The 20,102-nt window shown below is 73.4% G+C and carries 18 protein-coding genes and 1 tRNA gene; 8 read left to right on the top strand and 11 right to left on the bottom strand.

Translation table 11 applies throughout. From position 1 onward, the window contains the following. Positions 1–113: 113 nt before the first annotated feature. From hpnE to ACFVVL_RS25620, 9 genes are all read right to left on the bottom strand, one after another. Positions 114–1,550 (bottom strand): hydroxysqualene dehydroxylase HpnE, encoded by a 1,437-nt coding sequence (hpnE, locus tag ACFVVL_RS25660; RefSeq protein WP_380293197.1) that lies wholly within the window; start codon positions 1,548–1,550, stop codon positions 114–116. Positions 1,551–1,716: 166 nt separating this feature from the next. Next, positions 1,717–2,574 carry a presqualene diphosphate synthase HpnD gene (gene hpnD / locus ACFVVL_RS25655; RefSeq protein ID WP_380293220.1) on the bottom strand — a complete coding sequence of 286 codons (858 nt, stop codon included), beginning with the start codon at positions 2,572–2,574 and terminating at the stop codon, positions 1,717–1,719. A gap of 41 nt (positions 2,575–2,615) precedes the next feature. After that, positions 2,616–3,590, bottom strand: a complete 975-nt coding sequence (hpnC, locus tag ACFVVL_RS25650) for a squalene synthase HpnC (protein ID WP_387679029.1) — start codon at positions 3,588–3,590, stop codon at positions 2,616–2,618. Positions 3,591–3,932: 342 nt separating this feature from the next. Beyond that, positions 3,933–4,736, bottom strand: a complete 804-nt coding sequence (locus ACFVVL_RS25645) for an ABC transporter ATP-binding protein (protein WP_380293222.1) — start codon at positions 4,734–4,736, stop codon at positions 3,933–3,935. 34 nt (positions 4,737–4,770) lie between these two features. Then, positions 4,771–5,706 carry an ABC transporter permease gene (locus tag ACFVVL_RS25640; protein ID WP_380293201.1) on the bottom strand — a complete coding sequence of 312 codons (936 nt, stop codon included), beginning with the start codon at positions 5,704–5,706 and terminating at the stop codon, positions 4,771–4,773. A gap of 152 nt (positions 5,707–5,858) precedes the next feature. Beyond that, positions 5,859–6,704 (bottom strand): glycosyltransferase family 2 protein, encoded by an 846-nt coding sequence (locus ACFVVL_RS25635; protein ID WP_380293224.1) that lies wholly within the window; start codon positions 6,702–6,704, stop codon positions 5,859–5,861. A 152-nt stretch (positions 6,705–6,856) separates the two neighbouring features. After that, positions 6,857–7,594, bottom strand: coding sequence for a CDP-alcohol phosphatidyltransferase family protein (locus ACFVVL_RS25630; RefSeq protein WP_380293226.1), 738 nt, complete (start codon positions 7,592–7,594; stop codon positions 6,857–6,859). Positions 7,595–7,685: 91 nt separating this feature from the next. After that, a complete protein-coding gene (locus ACFVVL_RS25625) occupies positions 7,686–8,759 on the bottom strand; it encodes an iron-containing alcohol dehydrogenase family protein (protein WP_387679026.1) in 1,074 nt (357 codons plus the stop codon). Further along, positions 8,747–9,502: a sugar phosphate nucleotidyltransferase gene (locus ACFVVL_RS25620; RefSeq protein ID WP_387679023.1), complete on the bottom strand. Its 756-nt coding sequence runs from the start codon at positions 9,500–9,502 to the stop codon at positions 8,747–8,749. The genes ACFVVL_RS25625 and ACFVVL_RS25620 overlap by 13 nt, the downstream gene beginning before the upstream one ends. 501 nt (positions 9,503–10,003) lie before the next feature. On the opposite strand from ACFVVL_RS25620, the gene idi reads away from it, so the two are divergent. Next, positions 10,004–10,573 (top strand): isopentenyl-diphosphate Delta-isomerase, encoded by a 570-nt coding sequence (gene idi, locus ACFVVL_RS25615; protein ID WP_380293228.1) that lies wholly within the window; start codon positions 10,004–10,006, stop codon positions 10,571–10,573. A gap of 26 nt (positions 10,574–10,599) precedes the next feature. On the opposite strand, the gene ACFVVL_RS25610 is transcribed toward idi, so the two are convergent. Continuing rightward, positions 10,600–11,064, bottom strand: a complete 465-nt coding sequence (locus ACFVVL_RS25610; protein ID WP_380293230.1) for an ATP-binding protein — start codon at positions 11,062–11,064, stop codon at positions 10,600–10,602. Between the two features lie 338 nt (positions 11,065–11,402). On the opposite strand from ACFVVL_RS25610, the gene ACFVVL_RS25605 reads away from it, so the two are divergent. The 7 genes from ACFVVL_RS25605 to ACFVVL_RS25575 all read left to right on the top strand — a co-directional run bounded on the left by ACFVVL_RS25605 (position 11,403) and on the right by ACFVVL_RS25575 (position 19,081). Next, positions 11,403–11,490 (top strand) — tRNA-Leu (locus tag ACFVVL_RS25605). Between the two features lie 359 nt (positions 11,491–11,849). Continuing rightward, the gene (locus ACFVVL_RS25600; RefSeq protein ID WP_387679020.1) at positions 11,850–13,502 is read left to right on the top strand and encodes an APC family permease; all 1,653 of its coding nucleotides are present in this window, start codon (positions 11,850–11,852) and stop codon (positions 13,500–13,502) included. 180 nt (positions 13,503–13,682) lie between these two features. Beyond that, entirely contained in the window at positions 13,683–14,579 is an 897-nt protein-coding gene (locus tag ACFVVL_RS25595; protein WP_380293209.1) for an ABC transporter substrate-binding protein, read from the top strand. Between the two features lie 20 nt (positions 14,580–14,599). After that, positions 14,600–15,589, top strand: coding sequence for an amino acid ABC transporter permease (locus tag ACFVVL_RS25590; protein WP_387679016.1), 990 nt, complete (start codon positions 14,600–14,602; stop codon positions 15,587–15,589). 20 nt (positions 15,590–15,609) lie between these two features. After that, positions 15,610–16,371, top strand: coding sequence for an amino acid ABC transporter ATP-binding protein (locus ACFVVL_RS25585; protein WP_380293232.1), 762 nt, complete (start codon positions 15,610–15,612; stop codon positions 16,369–16,371). Next, positions 16,371–18,029 (top strand): amidohydrolase family protein, encoded by a 1,659-nt coding sequence (locus tag ACFVVL_RS25580; protein ID WP_387679013.1) that lies wholly within the window; start codon positions 16,371–16,373, stop codon positions 18,027–18,029. The genes ACFVVL_RS25585 and ACFVVL_RS25580 overlap by 1 nt, the downstream gene beginning before the upstream one ends. Next, positions 18,026–19,081 carry a serine hydrolase gene (locus ACFVVL_RS25575; RefSeq protein WP_387679010.1) on the top strand — a complete coding sequence of 352 codons (1,056 nt, stop codon included), beginning with the start codon at positions 18,026–18,028 and terminating at the stop codon, positions 19,079–19,081. Before ACFVVL_RS25580 ends, ACFVVL_RS25575 begins: the two co-directional genes overlap by 4 nt. Before the next feature lie 42 nt (positions 19,082–19,123). On the opposite strand, the gene ACFVVL_RS25570 is transcribed toward ACFVVL_RS25575, so the two are convergent. Then, complete coding sequence (locus ACFVVL_RS25570; RefSeq protein ID WP_387679007.1) at positions 19,124–20,059, bottom strand: LysR family transcriptional regulator; 936 nt, start codon at positions 20,057–20,059, stop codon at positions 19,124–19,126. Between the last annotated feature and the right edge of the window lie 43 nt (positions 20,060–20,102).

Genomic DNA, 20,102 nt, shown 5'->3' with positions numbered 1-20,102 from the left:
GGTGGTGCGGCCGGTGCGGCCGCGGCCGGCGAGGACGCTCCCGCCGCCGGGACCGAACGGGTGAACGCCGGCTCTCGCGGGCTCGCCGCGGTCCCCGGCGAGCGGGGCGCCGGTCACCGCGGCCACCTCCCGTCGCCGCGGTCCGACGGCCGGGGCCGGCCGTCGGCGGCGAGCACCGCGTCGGCCGCGGCGTGACCGCTGCGCACGGCCCCCTCCATCGTGGCGGGCCAGCCGGTCGCCGTCCACGCGCCGGCCAGCACCAGGCCGGGGACGTCGGTGCGCGGGCCGGGCCGCAGCGCGGCCGTGCCCGGGGCCGGGTCGAAGGTGGCGGTGCGCTCCCTGGTGACGAAGAAGTCCAGCACCTCGGCCCCGCCCGCGGCGGGCAGCAGCCGGGCCAGCTCCGGCAGGTAGCGGCGGCGCAGCTCGGCCACCGGCAGGTCGATCTCGTCCTGCACGGCGGACTGCGACAGCGCCAGGTACTGGGCGCCGGGGTGGGCCGCGCCGAGCGCGGTGCCGGCCAGGCCGGAGTGCGCGGTGCGGTCGAAGACCCATTGGACGGGCGAGCCGAGCGCGGCGAAGAACGGCTTGCGCAGCACCCGCCGGTCGTAGATCACGTGGACGTTGAGGATCGGCGCGGTGCCGAAGCCGGCCAGCCGCTCCTGGTCCGCGATCGCGTCCGGCGGCAGCAGCGCCGCCGCGGTGTCCTGGGCGCCGGCCAGCACCACGGTGTCGGCGGCGAGCGGCTCGTCGACGCCCTCCAGCCGGACGGCGTGCTGCGGGACGGCCGGCTTGAGCTCGCTCACCCGGGCGCGCAGCAGCACCTTCACGCCCGCGCGTTCCAGCTCGGCGAGCGCCCGGTCGTGGTGGATCACGCCGAGCGGGACGGTGGCCGCGCCGATGTCGGAGGCCCCGGGGTCGGAGAGGAGCCCGGTCTTGAACACCATGGCGGCGAGCGCCAGCGACACCTGGTCGGCCCGGGCGTTCAGGGTGGCCACGCCGACGAGGTCCCACAGCGCGGCGAGGGTGCGCTCGTTCTGGCCCTGGCGGCGCAGCCAGTCGCCGAAGGAGAGCGCGTCCAGCGCCGGGTCGGCGAGGTCGAGCCGTTGCAGCGCGAGGGCGCCGCGGACCACCCGGGCCCGGTCGGCCGGGCCCAGGTGCGGGTAGCGGGCCAGGCTGCCGGCCAGGTGCAGCGGCACCGGCAGGGCGGCGCGCCCCAGCCGGCCGAGGGTGCGGACCGGCGCGCCGACGGGCCCGGAGACGCCCAGCACGGGCACCTCCAGGCGGTCCTGGAGGTGCACCAGCCGGTTGGCCCCGAGCCGCTCCAGCAGGCCGCGGTAGGCGGTGCAGCAGCGCAGGTAGACGTGCTGGCCGTTGTCGACGGTCAGCTCGCCGCGCTGGAAGGAGAAGGCCAGGCCGCCCAGCCGGGGGCGGCCCTCGGCGAGGGTCACCCGGTGGCCGGCCTCGGCCAGCCGCAGTGCGGCGGTGATGCCCGCGAGGCCACCGCCGACCACGACGGCGGCCGGGCGCGCGGCGTCGGCTCGCCCGGTCATCGGCTCTCCCCCTCGCGTCCCGCGCCCGGTCCGGTCGTGGCCGGAGCGCCCGTGGTCAATGCGGCCGGACCCGGGACCAGTGCGGTCGGGTCCGGCACAGCCGTCAACAGGGCTCTACCCAGAAGTGATTCCCCGCTGACACAGCGTGACAGAACTGTGGTAAGAATCAAGAACGCCCCCCGGCGAGCCCGGAAAGCGCCACGTACGCCTTCTCCCAGCCCGGCAGCGACACCCGGCCGCGCAGCACCGACTCCGGGTCGGCGGCGATCCGGCCGAGCAGCCGGTGGTAGATGCCCGCCATCGCGGCGGTGCAGGCCCGGCTGCGGCGGTCCAGCATCGGCAGCAGCCGCAGGCCCTCCTCGAAGGCCGCCTGGGCGCGGGCCGCCTCGAAGGCGATCAGGCCGGTGAAGTCGGCGCCGACCGGCGGCCGGGGCCGGGCGAAGCCCTCCTGGCAGCCGAACCGGACGAGGTCCTCGGTCGGCAGGTAGGTGCGGCCGTTCAAGGCGTCCTCGCGCAGGTCGCGCAGGATGTTGGTGAGCTGGAGCGCCAGGCCGAGGGTGTCGGCGTAGCGCGCGCCGCGCTCGGGGTCGTCGCAGCCGTACACGCCGAGCGACAGCCGCCCGATCGCCCCGGCCACGCACCGGCAGTAGACCTTGAGCTCCTCGTACGTCTGGTACTCGGCGCCCTTGAGGTCCATCTCGACCCCGTCGATCAGCTCGTCGAAGCCGCCGAGCGGGATCGGGAAGCGCCGGGCCGCGTCCGCCAGCGCGACCTTGACGGGGTCGGTGTCGTCCTCCGCGACGGAGCCGGCCCGGATCTCGTCCAGCAGCTCGCGGGTGCGCAGCAGGGCCTCGGCCTTGCGGTCGTCCGGGAGGTCGCCGTCGCCGATGTCGTCCACCCGGCGGGCGAGCGCGTACAGGGCCGACATGGCCAGCCGCTTCGGCTCCGGCAGCAGCCGGATGCCGTAGCTGAAGTTGCGGGCCTGCAGCCCGGTCACTGCCTCGCAGTACCGGTACGCCGCCATGACCGGCGCCGACGCCAGTGGTGATGCCGCCACTCGGGCGTTCACCTTCCCTTCGCGAAGATGGCCGCCGCCCTCGCTGCGAGGCGGCGCTTGTCCGGCTTCGCCTGCTGGGCGAGCACGTCGTACCCGGCGTCCTCGACGGCCGCCAGGGCCGCGTAACCACCTGCGGTGAATCCCGCCAGGAGCAGTCGAAGCCTCCCCCGAACCGTACCTACCAATGGCGCACCGCGGTCGAGCAGGGTGCGGGCACGGTCCGTCTGGAAGGCGATCAGGCGGCGCACGGCGGGACCGGCGCTCGGCGCGGCGAGGTCGTCCTCGGTGACGCCGAACCGCCGGAGGTCCTCGGCGGGCAGGTAGATCCGGCCCCGGGCGAGGTCCTCGGCGACGTCCTGGAGGTGCTCGACGATCTGCAGGGCGGTGCAGACGGCGTCGGACATCGCGATCCGCTCGGGGGTGGAGACGCCGGCGATGGCCAGCACCAGGCGGCCGACCGGGTCGGCGGAGAGCGTGCAGTAGCCGCGGAGGTCCTCGTAGGTGGCGTAGCGGTCGGTGGTCTGGTCGACCCGGTTGGCCCGGATCAGCCGGCGGAACGGCTCGGGGGTGAGGCCGTGGCGGTCGACCAGCGGGACCAGCGGGCGCAGCAGCGGGTGGCGGGGGGCCTCGGCCCCGGCGGGGGCGAGGGCGGTCTCGAAGACCCGGTCGAGGTCGCGCTCCAGGCCGTCCAGCAGGGCGAGCCGGAAGGCCGTCTCCTCGGGGCCGGGCCGGTGCGCCCCGGCGGGAGCGGTCCCGTCCGCGGGGGCGGCCGCGGGGGCCGGGGGCGGGGCGGGCACGCCGAGCAGTGCGGCGGTGCCGGCCGGGTCGGCGAGGTCGCCGTCCCCGGCGTCGTCGACCAGCCGGGCGAAGCCGTAGACCGTCATGAGGTCGTCGCGCCACGCGGCGGGCAGGAAGAACGGGGCGACCGGGAAGTTCTCCGCGTCCGCCTTGGCGAGGGTCGCCGCTCCCGCGGGACCTTCCACCGGACGACCGCCTCCGGGCGGGGACTCACTGTTGGGCTGGGCCGAAGCCGACACTGCTGTCACTCCCCCGTTCTACACCGCTCCGGTGACGGGCCCGAGTCGGACACGCGTCCGATCACGGGAGTCACGTCCGGCACACCACCCCCGCGCTTACAGCCTGACACCAACGACCGCGCCGGAGAAGGGCGCCTCACCCGGCGCACGGGGCGCTCACCCGGGCGGCGGCGGGCCACCCGGGGCACGACGGGGCGGGCCGGGGGCGCACGAACGACGGCGGGGCCGGTCCCGGACGTCCTCCGGTCACCGGCCCCGCCGCGCGGTCCCTGGTGGTGCGGCGCGCGGCTACGGCCGCTCGCCGCGCTCGTAGCGGCGGACGACCTCCTCGGTCGGCCCGTCCATGACGAGCTCGCCGGCCTCGATCCAGATGGTCCGCTCGCAGGTCTCGCGGATCGACGCGTTGTCGTGGCTGACCAGGAAGACCGTACCGGCCTCCTCGCGCAGCTCCGTGATCCGCTTCTTGCTGCGCTTCTGGAAGGCCTGGTCGCCGGTGGCGAGCGCCTCGTCGATGAGCAGCACGTCGTGGGTCTTGGCCGCCGCGATCGCGAAGCGCAGGCGGGCGCCCATGCCGGAGGAGTAGGTGCGCATCGGCAGCGAGATGAAGTCGCCCTTCTCGTTGATGCCCGAGAAGTCGACGATGTCCTGGTAGCGGCGCCGCACGTCGGCCGGCGACATGCCCATGGCGAGGCAGCCGAGGACGACGTTGCGCTCACCGGTCAGCTCGTTCATCAGCGCGGCGTTGACGCCGAGCAGCGAGGGCTGGCCGTTGGTGTAGATGCCGCCCTTCTCGGTCGGCAGCAGGCCCGCGATGGCAGCCAGCATGGTGGACTTGCCGGAGCCGTTGGAGCCGATCAGGCCGATCGCCTCGCCCTTGTAGGCGGTGAAGCTGACGCCCTTCACCGCGTGCACCTCGCGCACGCCGGCCCCGCGCTTGCGGCTGATGATCCGGCTGAGCGCCGAGGTGGCGCTGCCCTTGCCGGAGCCGGCGCCGTGCACCCGGTAGACGATGTGCACGTCGTCGACGACCACGGTGGGCTCGCGGGCCACGTCCGCGTCGAACACCTTGCGACGCGGGGCGGCGTCCTTCAGGTCCTTGGTCAGATCGGTCCCTCGCACGTCGGTGTCAGCCACGGCCGTACTCCTCCTCAGCCTTCCAGAAGAAGACGTATCCGATGACCAGCATGCCCACACCCCAGGCGATCGCGTACTTCCACTGGTGCGGCGGGAACTCCAGGAACTGGGGTTGGTGCTTGTTGTAGATGACGGGCGCGAGCGCGTGGCGGACCAGGTCGATGTAGACCGAGGCCGGGTTGAGCTCCATCACCTTCTGCCAGAACGGCGACCAGTCCTTGATCTTGTCGGTGATGCTGTACATGACGCCGGACAGGAACAGCCAGGCGCGCATCGCGAACGGGATCAGCTGGGAGATGTCGCTGGTCTTGGCGCCGATCCGGGCGAAGATCAGGGCGACACCGGTGTTGAACATCGACTGCAGCACCAGCGCGGGGACCACCAGGATCCACGTCCGGCCGGGCTCGACGCCGTTCAGCAGCACCACGGCGAACAGCACGACCATCGAGATCAGCAGCTGCTGGAGCTGGATCACGGTGAACGCGATCGGCAGCGAGGCGCGCGGGAAGTGCAGCGCCCGGATCAGCCCGAGGTTGTCCGCGATCGCCCGGGTGCCGGACTGCACGGCGTTCTGGGTGAACTGGAAGATGAAGACGCCGATGCAGAGCCAGGCGACGTAGTACGGGTTGTCGTCCTTGTTGCTCAGGATCTCGCCGAAGACCAGGTAGAACACCGCGCAGTTCAGCAGCGGCGTCACGACCTGCCAGATCTGGCCGAGCTTGGCGTCGGTGTACTGGGCCACCAGGCGCGCCGTGGCGAAGGCCCAGATGAAGTGGCGGCGGGCCCAGAGCTGCTTGCTGTAGGCGAACAGGCCGGGCCGTCTGCCGCTGACCGTCAGGCCGTACTTGTCCGCAAGCTGCTTGGGGGTCAGGCCCGCGTCCGCCCCCCTCGGGGCTGAGAGGCTGACGGGTTCACTCACTGTCGACACATTCGTCCTTCGCGCGGGATCGTCGGGCGGGCCGGTCGGCGGGGGTCCGCCGGCCTTGCGCCGAGGGGGATCCACTCGGATATCGGGGGGAGTGCGGCCGGTGTGTGGCCACCGGCCGTGGCGACCGTCCTACCGTACGGTCGCCGGGCGGATCAGATGACCGGCGGCCGGCCCAGCCGGGTCAGGCGCCACACGGTACGCCATCGCATGGGCCGCCGCGCACCGCAGGGTTCGCGCCAGCCCGCCTTGAACCCGCCCAGCCAGGCCTTCAGCGCCTCCGGGGAGGGGCGGCGGGCCAGCGTCAGCAGGAACCAGGTTCCCAGGTATAGAGGCACCAACAGGGCCGGAAGGTTCCGCCTCGCGAGCCAAACCCTGTTCCGGGCCACGTTGTGGAAGTAGGTGGCGTGCCGGGCGGGCGAGGTGGTGGGGTGGTGGAGCACCACGTCGGCCCGGTAGTCGATGGCCCAGCCGGCGTCCAGCGCGCGCCAGGCGAGGTCGGTCTCCTCGTGCGCGTAGAAGAACTCGGCGGGCAGCTGCCCGGCGTTCTCGAACACGGCGCAGCGCACCGCGCTCGCGCCGCCCAGGAAGGTCGTCACCCGGGAGGAGCGCAGCGGGTCGCTGGCGCGCAGCCGGGGCACGTGGCGGCGCTGGGTGACGCCGGTGTCGGGGTCGGCGATCCGGAAGCTCACGATGCCGAGCTCCGGGTCGCCGGCGAAGGCCTCGCGCAGCAGCCGGGCCGCGTCGGTGCCGGGCAGCCGGCCGTCGTCGTCCAGGAACAGCACCGCGTCGACGTCCCGGCCGTTGTGGCCGAACAGCTCGATGCCGGCGTTGCGCCCGCCCGGGATGCCGAGGTTCTCGGGCAGCTCGACGGTGCGCACGCCCTCCGGGAGCGGGGGCATCGGGACGCCCTGGGCGACCACGGCCAGCTCGACCGGCGGGCCCTGCTGGGCGCGGACCGACTCGATCAGCGCGGTCAGCTCGGCCGGGCGGTTGCCCATGGTGATGATCACAGCGCCGAGCCGGAAGGCGTCGGCGCCGGCGGCGCTGGTCGGCACGGTGCTCCCCGTCGTCCCGGTCCCCTCCACGGCGCTCCCGTTCACGGTGCTCCCCTCCACTGCGCTGCCCTCCACGGCGCTCCCCTCCACGCGGCTCACCGGAGCCTGCTCGACAGGACGATGCTCAGCAGGTGCAGCACGGTCTGCAGCATGGCGATCGCGGCCAGCACGACCACCGCGATCCGGGTGAAGAACAGGCCGCCGTGGACAAGGTCGGCGACGCCCGCCGCCAGGATGAACAGCGAGGCCTCGACCGCGCCGACCAGCCGGTGGAACTTGAGGAGCGAGGCCGCCCGGCGGGCCCTGGCGACACCGGCCGAGCGCGGCACCGAGGCGCTGTCCTCGACCGCCGTCATGCCGCTGCGGGCGCGGGCCACGTCGACCAGGTCGGTCTCCGACTTGATCAGGATCGCGCCGAGCGCGGCCAGGGTGCCGAGGAACGCCCACTCCCAGTGCGCGGCGCTCCCCTCGCGGTGCAGCAGGTCGGTGGCGCGCAGGCCGAGGCCGGTCAGCAGGGCCGCCTCGGACATGTAGTGGCCGACCCGGTCCAGGTAGACGCCGGTCAGCGAGGTCTGCCGGCGCCAGCGCGCCACCTCGCCGTCCACGCAGTCCAGCAGCAGGTACACCTGGATGAGCAGGGCCGCCAGCACGGCGCCGGCGATCCCCGGGACGACCAGCGCGGCGCCGGCCAGGATGCCGGTCAGCATCATCAGGTACGTCAGGCCGTTGGGCGTGATCGCCGTCACGGTCGACAGCACCCGGGTGATCCGCAGCGAGATCTTCCGCATGTAGAGCCGGCCGGCCCAGTGCTCGGCGCTCCGGCGCTGGAGCATGCCCTCCGGGTGGATCACCGCGCGCAGCTCCTCGATCGAGGGCCGGCGGGTCAGGTCGACCGGCGGCGGAGCGGCCTCCGCGGCGGAGCGGTCAGCTGTTGACGGCTTGGACATAGTCGGCGTACGCGTCCCTGATTGCGGAAGGGGAGAGGTCGAGGTGCTCAAGGATGGTGAAGCGGCCCGGCCGGGTGTTCGGAGCGTAGTGCACCGCCTCGGTGAACTCCGCCTCGGTGAAGCCGATCTGAGCGGCGGTCACCGGCAGCCCGTGGTGCGCCAGACGCTCCACGATCAGGCCGGTCAGCTCGCGCTCGCCCCGCAGGAAGCTGGCGAAGGCGGCCCCGAGGCCGACCTGCTCGCCGTGCTGGGCGGACCGCTTGGGATACAGCACGTCCAGGGCATGCGAGATCTCGTGGCAGGCGCCCGACGAGGGCCGGGTGCTGCCCGCGATGTTCATCGCGATGCCGGACAGTACCAGTGCCTCCGCGAGGGCCGTGAGGAAGCCCCGGTCCTGGAGGTTGCCCGGGTGGCGCAGCAGGTTCTCGCCGGCCGAGCGGGCCATCGCGACGGCCAGGCCGTCCACCGGCTCGCCGGTCTCGGCGTGCGACAGCTCCCAGTCGGCGCAGGCCGAGATGTTGGAGACGATGTCGCCGATGCCGGCCGCGACGAAGCGCGGCGGGGCGCCGAGGATCACGTCCAGGTCGATCACGATGCCGATCGGGCTGGGCACCCCGTAGGAGCCGCGGCCGCCGACGTTGTCGAGGGTGGAGACGGGCGAGCAGATGCCGTCGTGGGCCAGGTTCGTCGGCACGGAGACCAGCGGCAGGCCGATCCGCGCGGCGGCGTACTTGGCCACGTCGATGATCTTGCCGCCGCCCAGGGCGACGACGGTGTCGTAGTGGCCGCCGTGCACGCCGCCGCGGATCTCGTCCGCCAGCCGGACGGCGCTGTCGAGGCTGCCGTCCTCGACGCTGTACCAGTCGGCGCCGGGCAGCGCCGGCTCCAGGCGGGTGCGCAGCAGCGAGCCCGAGCCGTTGCTGATCGCCACCGCGATCCGGCCGGAGGCGGACAGCCGCTGGTCGGCGAGGATGCCGCCGAGCGCGTCCAGCGCACCCGGGCGGATCTCCACGAAGACCGGCGACGGGACCAGCCTGGTCAGTACTGGCACGCGATCTCCCGCGCCTTCGCCAGGTCGTCGTGGTTGTCGACCTCGACCCAGGAGACCTCGCCGATCGGCTGGACGTCGATCCGCAGGCCGCGGTCGACCATCTCCTGGTAGCCGTCCTCGTAGTACAGCTGGGGGTCGCGCTCGTAGGTGGCGCGCAGCGCGTCGGCGAGGTCGGCGGCGGCGGAGGGGTTGATCACGGTGACGCCGATGTACTCGCCGGTGGCCTCGGAGGGGTCCATCAGCTTGGTGATGCGGCGCATGCCGGCGGTGGGGTGGACGACCACCTTCATCTCCTCGTCGGCGAGGCGCTTCACCGTGTCGAGGGCGAGCAGGATGCCGGGCTCGCGGCCCTCGGCGGCCAGCCGGGCGTTGCCCTCCAGCATGGTGCGCTGGACCGAGACCGGGTGGACGGTGTCGCCGTTGGCGAGCAGCAGGCCCTCGGTGAAGAGGTCACGGGCGCACCAGAGGGAGTAGGCGTTGTTCCACTCCTCGGCCTTGTCGTTCTCGACCAGGGTCAGCTTCACGCCGTACCTGCGCTCCAGGGCGTCCTTGCGCTCCTCGACCGCCTCCTTGCGGTAGCCGACGACGATCGCGGCCTCGCGCAGGCCGACCTCGGCGAAGTTGCCGAGGGTGAGGTCCAGGACGGTCCGCTCCCCGTCGACCGGCACCAGTGCCTTGGGCAGGGTGTCGGTGTACGGGCGCAGTCGGCGGCCGGCGCCGGCTGCCAGAACGAGGCCGATCATGCGGGGTCTCCTGATCCGTCGTGCGGTGCGCGGCCGCGCGCGGCTACCGGGAGTCTCCGGGTGACCGGCGATGGCGCGCCGGGGCCGCCGAGATGCGGCCGCGGTGTCCTATGTGATGGTAGGCGACCACGGCGACCAGCCCGAACGCGGCCGGAGCGTCGAACACAGATCGAACACATCTCGAACAGACCTGCGAGCGCGGCGCCCGTCCCCGGCCACCGGACGCCGCCATCGCGCCGGGTTGTGCGTGGGACCTCTGCGCGGTGCCACCCGTACGGCAGACTGGGGCGCGACGCCACCGGTGCGAGCCGTGGTTGCTCCCCGTGCTCCCGAAGTGCTCCCGAAGCTGCCGAAAGAGGCCTCATGCCCCAGAGCCTGCCGACCGACCGCCCGACCCACCTCGACCCGCAGGCCGGTCCCGGCACCGACGCCGGTGCGGACGCCGGGCTCGACAACGCGCTCGACACCGGTGTGGACACCGGCCTCGACGTCGAGACCGACGTGGACACCGCCGCGCGGTCCGCCGGCGCGCCGCAGGAGATCCTGCTGGAGCTGGTGGACGACGAGGGCGTCACCATCGGCACCGGCGAGAAGCTCTGGGCCCACCAGCAGCCCGGCCGGCTGCACCGGGCGTTCTCGGTGTTCCTCTTCGACCGGCAGGGCCGGATGCTGCTGCAGCGCCGGGCGCTCGGCAAGTACCACTCCCCCGGCGTCTGGTCGAACACCGCCTGCGGCCACCCCTACCCCGACGAACAGCCGTTCGTGGCCGCCGCCCGGCGCACCGCCGAGGAGCTGGGCGTCGCCCCGGCGCTGCTCTGCGAGGCGGGCACGGTCCGCTACGACCTGCCGGACGAGGCGTCCGGGCTGATCGAGCGGGAATGGAACCACCTGTTCGTGGGCCTGGTCACCGGGCCGGTGCGGCCGGCCCCGGAGGAGGTGGACGACTACGCCTTCGTGACCGCCGAGGAGCTGCGCGCGCTGCAGGCGGAGCGGCCGTTCTCGGTGTGGTTCCGGACCGTCTTCGAGGCCGCCCTGCCGGGGATCCGCGAGATCGCCGGGAACACCTGGTAGGTCCGGCCGGGCGCCTCGCCCCCCGGTCAGGCGCGGTCCCCCCGGGGGAGCGGCAGCGAGGCCCAGATCACCTTGCCGCCCTCCCCCGCCTTCTCCACGTCACAGACCCCGCCGGCCTGCAGCGTGACGCTCTTCACCAGCAGCAGCCCGCGCCCGCCGGTCCGCCCGGCGTCGGCCGCCAGCGCCTTCGGCCGGTACGGGTCGCCGTCCTGGACGGCGACCCGTACCCAGCCGCCGCGCACCGCCAGCTCGGTGGTCACCTCCGGCGACAGCTCGGCGGCGTGCGTCACCGCGTTGCCGACCAGCTCGGAGACGATCAGCAGCAGGTCGTCCACCAGCTCCTGGTAGCGGATCTCCGCCAGCCCCTGGGCCAGCAGCCGGTCGCGCACCGCGTGCCGGGTGCGGGGCACCGACGCCTCCTCGGCCGGCACGGTGAACCGCCACACCCCCTCGACGGGCCCGCCGCACGCCGCCGCCTCGTCCTCGCTGATCCGCTCCACGTCCAGCCGTCCTTCGTCCGCGACCCTGGAATCAGGCGTTCCGCTCACGGCGCCCTCGGTCCACAGAGGCTAGGAGAGCCGCCCCCGGGGCCGGGGCACCGTCGACAACTTGCCCGTGTCGGACCACCCACGCCCGTTCCCGACTGTTCACCGTCCGCAACTCGACCGTTTACCGCCGTCGAACCACCGCTTCGCGCACTCCTGCGAACCATCCCCCGGACCCCCACCATCCCCACCGGGGAAACGCAGGTGAGAAGCACTCCGAAACCCTGGTAATGTTCTCTCTGTCGCCGAGGGGGCGAGCAGAAATCCCCCGAAGCACACACCCCGTCCGGGTGGCGGAATGGCAGACGCGCTAGCTTGAGGTGCTAGTGCCCTTTATCGGGCGTGGGGGTTCAAGTCCCCCCTCGGACACCATGGATTCCCCGTGGGAACTCGAAAGAGATCCCACGGGGAATTTCCTTTTCCCCGGCCGCTTTCCGGCTGCTTTCCCGCCGCTTTCCCGCCGGTTCCCGACCGGCTCCCGACCGGCTCCCGACCGGCTCCGGGTCGCTTTCCGGGCGCCCCGCCGCACCCCCGTCCCACACCCCCGGCACCCCCGCCGGCGCCGGTGCGACATACCGCCAACAGCGTGATGATTCGGGCACGAGATGACAACGATCAGGTGTTTTGTCTCGCATTTGAGGCTGATCTGAGGTTTCGCCCGATTTCGCCGTTTAGGCTGTCTCCGTTTGTCCGGAAAACCAAGTGACACGATGAGACAGAGGACCGATACGGTGAGTGAACCCGAGTCGACGACGGCATCCCATCAGCACTACCGCCGCTCGCTCGGCACGATCAGCCTCACCGCCGTGGGTCTGGGGTCGATCATCGGGTCCGGCTGGCTCTTCGGGGCCGAGCGGGCGGCGCGGCTGGCCGGGCCGGCGTCGATCGTCGCGTGGGTGATCGGGGCGGCCGTCGCGCTGACCATCGCGCTCACCTACAGCGAGCTCGGGTCGATGTTCCCGAAGGCCGGCGGCATGGTCCGGTACGGGCAGTACTCGCACGGGTCGCTGGCCGGGTACCTGGCCGCCTGGGCCAACTGGATCGCCATCGTCTCGGTCATCCCCGGCGAGGCGACCGCCTCGGTGCAGTACATGAGCTCCTGGGACTTCGGGTGGGCCAGAGGGCTCTACGACGGGAAGGAGCTGTCGGTCAGCGGTGTGGCGCTGGCCAGTGTGCTGCTCCTGGTGTACTTCGCGCTGAACTGGTTCGCGATCACGCTGTTCGCCAAGACCAACACCGCGATCACCGTCTTCAAGGTCGTCGTCCCCACGCTCACCGCCGGGGCCCTGCTGTTCGCGCACTTCGACACCGCGCACTTCACCGACCACGGCGGCTTCGCCCCGAACGGCTGGAGCGCGGTGTTCACGGCGGTGGCCGTCTCCGGCATCGTCTGGGCGTTCAACGGCTTCCAGTCCCCGCTCAACCTGGCCGGCGAGGCCCGCAACCCCGGCAAGTCGCTGCCCAAGGCCGTGATCGGCTCGATCCTGATCGCCCTGGTGATCTACGTCGCGCTGCAGATCGCCTTCCTCGGCGCCGTCCCGACCGCCGACCTGGCCAACGGCTGGAGCGGCCTCGGCTACACCTCCCCGCTCGCCGACCTCGCCATCGCCTGGGGCCTGAACTGGCTCGCGCTGCTGCTGTACGCCGACGCCTTCGTCTCCCCCAGCGGCACCGGCATGATCTACGCCGCCACCACCTCCCGGATGATCCACGGCGTCCAGGAGAACGGCCACCTGCCGTCCGTCTTCGGCCGGGTCGACCGCAGGACCGGCATCCCGCGCCCGGCGCTGGTGCTCAACCTGGTCGTCGCCTTCGGCTTCCTCGCGGTCTTCCGCGGCTGGGGCTCGCTCGCCGAGATCGTCTCGGTGGCCACCGTGATCTCCTACATCACCGGCCCGGTCGCCGTGATGGCGCTGCGCCGCCTGGCGCCCGAGCTGCCGCGCCCGGTCCGGCTGCGCGCGATGCCGGTGATCGCCCCGGTCGCCATGGTCTTCGGCTCGCTGGTCCTCTACTGGGCCCGCTGGCCGCTCACCGGCAAGGTCATCCTGCTGATGGCCGCCGGCCTGCCGATCTGGGCCTGGTACGAGCTGCGCAAGCCGTTCTCCGAGCTGAAGCCGCACCTCAAGGCAGGCGCCTGGATGATCGCCTACCTCTTCGTGATGGCCGGCGTCTCCTGGGCCGGCTCCGCCGACTTCGGCGGCCACGGCTACCTGCCGGAGGGCTGGGACCTCCTGGTCGTCGCCGCGATCGGCCTCGCCTTCTACGCCTGGGGCCTGCGCAGCGCCTGGCCCAACCCCACCCTCGCCGCGGTCAAGCGCGAACTCCTGGACGCCGACGGCGCGCCCAGGCCCGCTCCGGAGGGGGCCGCGGTTCCCCAGGCCTGACAGCCACCGCACATGGGAAAGCGCCGGCCGGGCGTCGTCCGGCCGGCGCTTTCCCATGCAGGTCCAGGGGGGGCAGCCGTACGTATTTCGTTGGTCAGGGGGCAATAGTTTCATCATCTTCCATTCAGCCGGGGGCGGCTGCCAGCATCGGCGGACCGTCGCCGCCTGAGGGAGATGCCGATGAACCGCCCCCGTCCTCTGCGTTGTCTGGCCGCGCTGGCGCTGGTGGCCCTGGCCGCCACCGCCTGCGGGCGATCCGACCAGGGTTCCGCCGCCGCACCGGGTGCGGGCGGCGGGGCCGCGGACACCGCCGGGAAGAGCTCGGCCGAGCTGGTGCCCGGGAAGTACAAGCAGGCCGGTGTGCTGAGAGTGGCGACCGCCGTCGGGTACCCGCCGATGGAGATGTACAAGCCCGGCACCACTGAGCTGACCGGCGTCGACCCGGACCTCGCCGCGGCGATCGCGGCGAAGCTCGGGCTGAAGCTGGAGATGACCAATGCCTCGTTCGACGGGCTGATCCCGGGCCTCCAGGCCGGCCGGTTCGACCTGGTGATGTCCTCGATGACCGACAGCGAGCAGCGGCGCCAGGCCGTGGACTTCGTCGACTACTTCCGCACCGGCGGGGTCGTCATGACGACCAAGGACAACCCGCTGGGCATCAAGTCCCTGGAGGACCTCTGCGGCAAGCAGGTGGTGCTGGCCAAGGGCAGCTCCAACCTGGAGATCGGCGAGCAGCAGAACGGCAAGTGCGCCGAGAAGATGACCATCTCGCAGAGCGAGGACGCGCCGACCGGGCTGCTGCAGCTCGACAGCGGGCGGGCCGTCGCCACCATCGTGGACTACCCGGTGGCGCAGATGTTCGCGCAGAAGAACACCGCGTACCAGGTGCTGCCCGAGCAGTACGGGACGGCGCCGTGGGGCATCGCGGTGGCGAAGAAGGAGAGCGGGCTGCGCGACGCGGTGCAGCGGGCGCTCCAGGAGCTGATCGACTCGGGCGAGTACCGCACGGTGCTCGACACCTACGAGGTCGGCGGCAGCGCGGTCACCAAGGCCACCGTCAACACGGTCGGGCAGTGAGTGCGGTGGCGGACGACGGCATGAGAGGGGCCACGGCGACCGTGCCCGTGGCGACGGCGGGCGAGGACGACCTCGCGCTGCGGGTCACCGGGCGGCCCCGGCCCGGGCGGTGGGTGGCCGTCCTGGTGGCGGCGTTCGTGGCGGTCTGGCTGGCCTACACGATCATCGTCAATCCCAACCTGCATTGGGACATCATCGCGAAGTACCAGTTCGACGGGGTGATCCTGGAGGGCCTGTGGGTCACCGTCCAGCTGACCCTCATCTCGCAGGTGGCCGGCATCGTGATCGGTGTGCTGGCGGCGGTGATGCAGCTGTCGGACAGCCCGGTGCTGCGGGCCACGGCCGGCGCGTACACGTGGTTCTTCCGCGGGACGCCGCTGCTGGTGCAGCTGATCTTCTGGTTCAACCTCGCGCTGCTGATCCCCGAGATCAGCATCGGGATCCCGTTCGACGGGCCGAAGCTGGTCAGCTGGCAGACGAACTCGCTGATCACCGGCTTCGTGGCGGCGCTGCTGGGCCTGTCGATCAACGAGGGCGCCTACATGTCGGAGATCGTCCGGGCCGGCATCCAGAGCGTCGACCCCGGGCAGCGGGAGGCCGCGGCGGCCCTGGGCATGTCCAACCGGCAGATCCTCGTCCGGGTGGTGCTGCCGCAGGCGATGCGGGTGATCATCCCGCCGTTCGGGAACCAGTTCATCTCGATGCTGAAGACCACCTCGCTGGTCTCGGTGATCGCGGGCGCCGATCTGATGACGGTCTCGCAGCACCTGTACCTGGCGAACTTCGAGGTCATCGCGCTGCTGGTGGTGGCGTCGATCTGGTACCTGGTGCTGACGACCATCGCGAGCGTCGCGCAGCACGCCGTGGAGCGGAAGTTCAGCCCCGGGACGCAGCCGGCGCGACCGGCGCTGGGGCAGCGGGTGCTGCGCAACCTGCGGCCCGGTGCGAGGAAGACGGGCGCGAAGACGGACGTGAGGACCGGTGTGAAGACGAAGGGGGCGGCGAAGTGACGGTGGCGACGGACGAGGTGATCCTCTCGGCGCGCGGCGTGCGGAAGCGGTTCGGCGACCTGGAGGTGCTGCGCGGGATCGACCTGGAGGTGCGGTGCGGGGAGGTGCTCTGCGTGATCGGGCCCTCCGGCTCCGGCAAGTCCACCCTGCTGCGCTGCTTCAACCACCTGGAGAAGATCGACGCCGGGCGGATCGCCGTCAACGGCGAGCTGATCGGCTACGAGCCGGCCGGCTCCGGCGGCACCACGCTGCGCGAGCGGCGGCCCAAGGACATCCAGCGCCAGCGCGAGCGGATCGGCATGGTGTTCCAGCGCTTCCACCTGTTCCCGCACCGCACGGCGGTGCAGAACGTGATGGAGGGACCGGTCGCCGTCCAGGGCCGCGGCCGGGCCGAGGCCGAGCGGCAGGCCCGTGAGCTGCTGCACCGGGTCGGCCTCGCCGACCGGGCCGACCACTACCCCGGCCAGCTGTCCGGCGGGCAGCAGCAGCGGGTGGCGATCGCCCGGGCGCTGGCCATGGAGCCGACGCTGATGCTGTTCGACGAGCCCACCTCCGCGCTCGACCCCGAACTCGTCGGGGAGGTGCTGGGCGTGATGCGCGACCTGGCCCGCAGCGGGATGACCATGATCGTCGTCACCCATGAGATGGGGTTCGCCCGCGAGGTCGCCGACCGGGTCGTCTTCATGGACCAGGGGGCGGTCGTCGAGGCCGGACGCCCGGACGAGTTCTTCTCCGCCCCGCGCCACGAGCGCACCCGGTCCTTCCTGGCGACGGTGCTGTGATGGCGGCCGTGGAACTCCTGGTGCGCGGCGGCCTGCTGGTGGACGGCACCGGGGCGCCGGCGCGGCCCGCCGACCTCGCGGTGGCGGACGGGCGGGTCACCGTGCTGCCGCCCGGGGACGGCGCGGGCGCGGCCGGCGGCCGTGAGGTGCCGGTCGTCGACGCGACCGGACTGGTCGTCACCCCCGGGTTCATCGACGTGCACACCCACTCCGACGCGCTCGCCGCCGTCGGCGGGCCGGACCCGGCACCGGGCGCCGCCCCCGGGGACACCGCGTGGGACGCCCTGGAGGAGCTGCGGCTCGCCCCGCTCCTCCAGGGCGTGACCACCGAGATCAGCGGCAACTGCGGCAGCAGCCTCTTCCCCTGCCTGCCCGAGCGGCTCCCGGAGCTGGCCGAGCACCTGCGGGTGACCTTCGGCATCGGCCCGGTCGGCCCGGCCGAGGACTTCGCCGCCTTCGCCGCCGCCCAGCGGCCCGCGCTGCGGCGCAACCACCTGGCCTCGCTGGTCGGCCACGGCACGCTGCGCGCCGGCGTGATGGGCTTCGCCGACCGACCGCCCCGGCCGGACGAACTGGCCGCGATGTGCGACCTGCTCGACCGGGCCCTCACCGAGGGCGCGGCCGGGCTCTCCACCGGGCTGATCTACCCGCCCGGGACCTACGCCGACACCGCCGAGATCGTGGAGCTCGCCCGCGTCGCGGCCCGGCACGGCAAGCCGTACGTCACCCATCTGCGGGACGAGATGTCCCAGGTGGAGAAGGCCCTGGAGGAGGCGCTGGAGATCGCCGAACGCTCCGGCGCGCCACTGCAGGTCTCCCACCACAAGACGGCCGGCCGGCACGCCTGGGGCGCCACCCTGCGAACCCTGCCCCGGCTGGAGCAGGCCCGGGCGGACGGCCTCGACGTGCTGTGCGACGTCTACCCCTACACCGCGGGCAGTACGGTGCTGCACGCGATGCTGCCGCCGTGGGCCAGCGAGGGCGGGATCGGCGCGCTGCTGGAGCGGCTGCGCGGCCCGGAGGTGCGCGAGCGGATCCGGGCGGACATCGCGGGCGGCGTGGACGGCTGGGAGAACACCGTCGGCAACGGCGGCTGGGACCTCATCGCGGTCGCCGCCGCCCCGGCCCGCCGCGCGGCGGAGGGCCACCGGATCGCCGACCTGGCGGCCGCGGGCGGGGTCGACCCGGTCGACTACGTCTGCGACCTGCTGCTCGACTCCCAGGGGGAGGTGACCATCATCAGCCACTCGATGCGCGAGGACGACGTCCGCCGGGTGCTGGCCAGCCCGCTGTCGATGATCGGCTCGGACGGCGTGCCCAAGCCCGGGCGGCCGCATCCGCGCTGGGCGGGCAGCTTCGCCCGGGTCCTCGGCCACTACGGCCGGGACGAGGGGCTGCTGTCGCTGGAGAGCGCGGTGCACAAGATGACCGGGCTGCCGGCGCAGCGGTTCCGGCTCGCCGGGCGCGGGGTGGTCCGCGACGGCGCGGTGGCGGACCTGGTGGTGCTGGACCCTGAGGCCGTGCGGGACGCGGCCACCTTCGAGCGGCCGCTGCTGCCGCCGCAGGGGGTGGCGGCCGTGCTGGTCGCCGGGCAGGTCGCGGTGCGCGACGGGCGGGCGACGGACGCCCGGGCCGGAGAGGTGGTACGGGTCCGATGATCCTGGCGCAGGTGGCGGCCGCCGCACGGTCGGCGGCCGCACTGCCGATGACCCTGGCGGTCGCGGCGGTGGACGTGGACGCGGACCTCGACGCGCAGCCGGTGCCCGGCACCGGCGGGGAACCGGCCGGGGGTCACGGCACGGGCTACGGCGGGACTCACGGAACGGACTACGGCGCGGGCCACGGCGCGGGCCACGCCGTGGGGCCCGGCCGGGGTTCGGTCGGGGTGGACGACACGGTGGTGCTGCCGGTCGCCAGTGCCTCCAAGCTCCTGCTGCTCGCCGAGGTGGCGCGCCGGCTGGACGCCGGGGAGCTGCGGGCGGACGCGGTGGTGCCGATCGCCGACGAGGACGTGACCGGGGGCACCGGGCTGCTGCGCCGGCTCTCGCGCACGGGCGCGGGCACCGGCCCGGGTGCGACGGCGGGTGCGGGCCGCGACGCGTGCGGCTGGACCGTCGAGGACCTGGCCTGGCTGACCGCCTCGGTCAGCGACAACACGGCCACCAACGCGCTGCTGCGCACGGTCGGCCTGCCCGCCACCGAACGGCTCGCCCGGGACCTCGGGCTGACGGACCTGACCCTGCACGACCGGGTCCGCGACGTCCGCGGGCCCGGGGTGCCGCCGGTGTTCGCCACCGGGACGGCCCGGGACCTCGCGCGGCTGGTCGCGCTGGCCGTCCGGGGCGACCTCGTCTCGCCGGGCGCGTCGGCGCGGCTGCTGGAGTGGATGCGCTCCAACACCGACCACGGGCTGGTGCCGGCGCTCGTCCAGCACGACCCGTACGCGGAATGCTTCCCCGACCCGCTGCCCGGCGGGCTGCTGGTCGCCAACAAGACCGGGACCGACACCGGGGTGCGGGCCGACGCCGGGGTGCTGATCGGCGCCCGGCGGGTGGCGTACGCGGTGATCGCGCACTGGGACGTGACGCTCGGGCCGAGCACGGAGCGGGCGGCGGTGCACGCCATCCGCGAGGTCGGGCGGGCGCTCGCGGCGGGCGCGCAGCGCGGTGAGCCGGCGACCTGCGCGCTGCTGCGGCAGCCGGGCGGGTGAGCGCGGGAGCCCGGGACCGGTGGTGAGCGGCCGCCGGGGTGGTCAGGACCACTGGAGTTCGAGCAGTGACCTGACCTCCCCGGCGGCCGCGCGCAGTTCGCCGAGGAAGGTGCGGACGGCGGGGTTGCGGTTGGTGGCCCGGGTGGCCACGCCGACCCGGCGATGCAGCTGGGGGTGGTCCAGGCGGCAGACGTGCACACCGGCGGTGTCGGCGAGGCCGAGGGCCGGGATCAGGGCGACGCCCATGCCGGCCCGGGCGAGGTTGATCGTCACCTGGTAGTGGTCGCTGCGGCAGCGCACCCGGGGGCGGAACCCCTCGGCGGCGCAGGCGCGTTCCAGCACCGGTTCGCCGGTCGAACCGCCGTGGGTGCCGATCCAGCTCTCGCCGTCGAGCTCGGCGAGCCGGACCAGGGCCCGGCGCCCGAGCCGGTGGCGCAGCGGCACGATCAGCAACTGCGGCTCGTCGAAGTAGAGTTGGACCTCGGCCACGCCCTGGCGGCTCGCCTGCCGGATCCACGGGTCGAGCGGGTGCTCGAAGACCACCGCCGCGTCCAGGCGGCCGGCCTCCAGGTCGGGGAGCAGCTCGTGCGGCTGGCCCATGATGAGTTCGAGCTCGACCTGCGGGTGGCGGGCGGAGAACGCGGTGAGCGCGCGGGGCAGCAGGTCGAGGCCGGCCGACGCGAAGAAGCCGAGGCGCAGCACACCCGCCGTGCCCTCGGAGTGGGCGCGCAGGTCGTCCTGGGCGACGGCCATGAGGTCGGCGATCGCCTGGGCGTGCTCGGCCAGCCGGACGCCGGCCGGGGTCAGCCGCAGGGACTGCGGCTGACGTTCGACCAGCGCGACGCCCAGCTCCTGTTCGAGCCGGGCGAGCTGGTGGGAGACGGCGGACGGGCTGAGGTGGAGCGCCTGCGCCGCGGCCACGATGGTGCCCCGGCGGGCGATCTCCAGCAGGACGAGCAGACGGGCGCTGTTCAGCATCGGGCCAGGGTAGGTCATCGTGGCTGGTCAGGGGCGGAAGGCG

The sequence above is a fragment of the Kitasatospora sp. NPDC058115 genome (assembly GCF_042884635.1).
Taxonomy (GTDB): Bacteria; Actinomycetota; Actinomycetes; order Streptomycetales; family Streptomycetaceae; genus Kitasatospora.
The sequence above is the reverse complement of the archived record's forward strand: the minus strand, read 5'-3'. Positions and strand labels throughout refer to the sequence as shown.

Coding starts and splice junctions, on each gene's coding strand:
- hpnE (WP_380293197.1), bottom strand. CDS start 1,550: ATGACCGGGCGAGCCGACGCCGCGCGCCCGGCCGCCGTCGTGGTCGGC.
- hpnD (WP_380293220.1), bottom strand. CDS start 2,574: ATGGCGGCGTACCGGTACTGCGAGGCAGTGACCGGGCTGCAGGCCCGC.
- ACFVVL_RS25635 (WP_380293224.1), bottom strand. CDS start 6,704: ATGGGCAACCGCCCGGCCGAGCTGACCGCGCTGATCGAGTCGGTCCGC.
- ACFVVL_RS25630 (WP_380293226.1), bottom strand. CDS start 7,594: ATGCTCCAGCGCCGGAGCGCCGAGCACTGGGCCGGCCGGCTCTACATG.
- ACFVVL_RS25620 (WP_387679023.1), bottom strand. CDS start 9,502: ATGATCGGCCTCGTTCTGGCAGCCGGCGCCGGCCGCCGACTGCGCCCG.
- ACFVVL_RS25595 (WP_380293209.1), top strand. CDS start 13,683: ATGAACCGCCCCCGTCCTCTGCGTTGTCTGGCCGCGCTGGCGCTGGTG.
- ACFVVL_RS25590 (WP_387679016.1), top strand. CDS start 14,600: ATGAGAGGGGCCACGGCGACCGTGCCCGTGGCGACGGCGGGCGAGGAC.
- ACFVVL_RS25580 (WP_387679013.1), top strand. CDS start 16,371: ATGGCGGCCGTGGAACTCCTGGTGCGCGGCGGCCTGCTGGTGGACGGC.
- ACFVVL_RS25575 (WP_387679010.1), top strand. CDS start 18,026: ATGATCCTGGCGCAGGTGGCGGCCGCCGCACGGTCGGCGGCCGCACTG.
- ACFVVL_RS25570 (WP_387679007.1), bottom strand. CDS start 20,059: ATGCTGAACAGCGCCCGTCTGCTCGTCCTGCTGGAGATCGCCCGCCGG.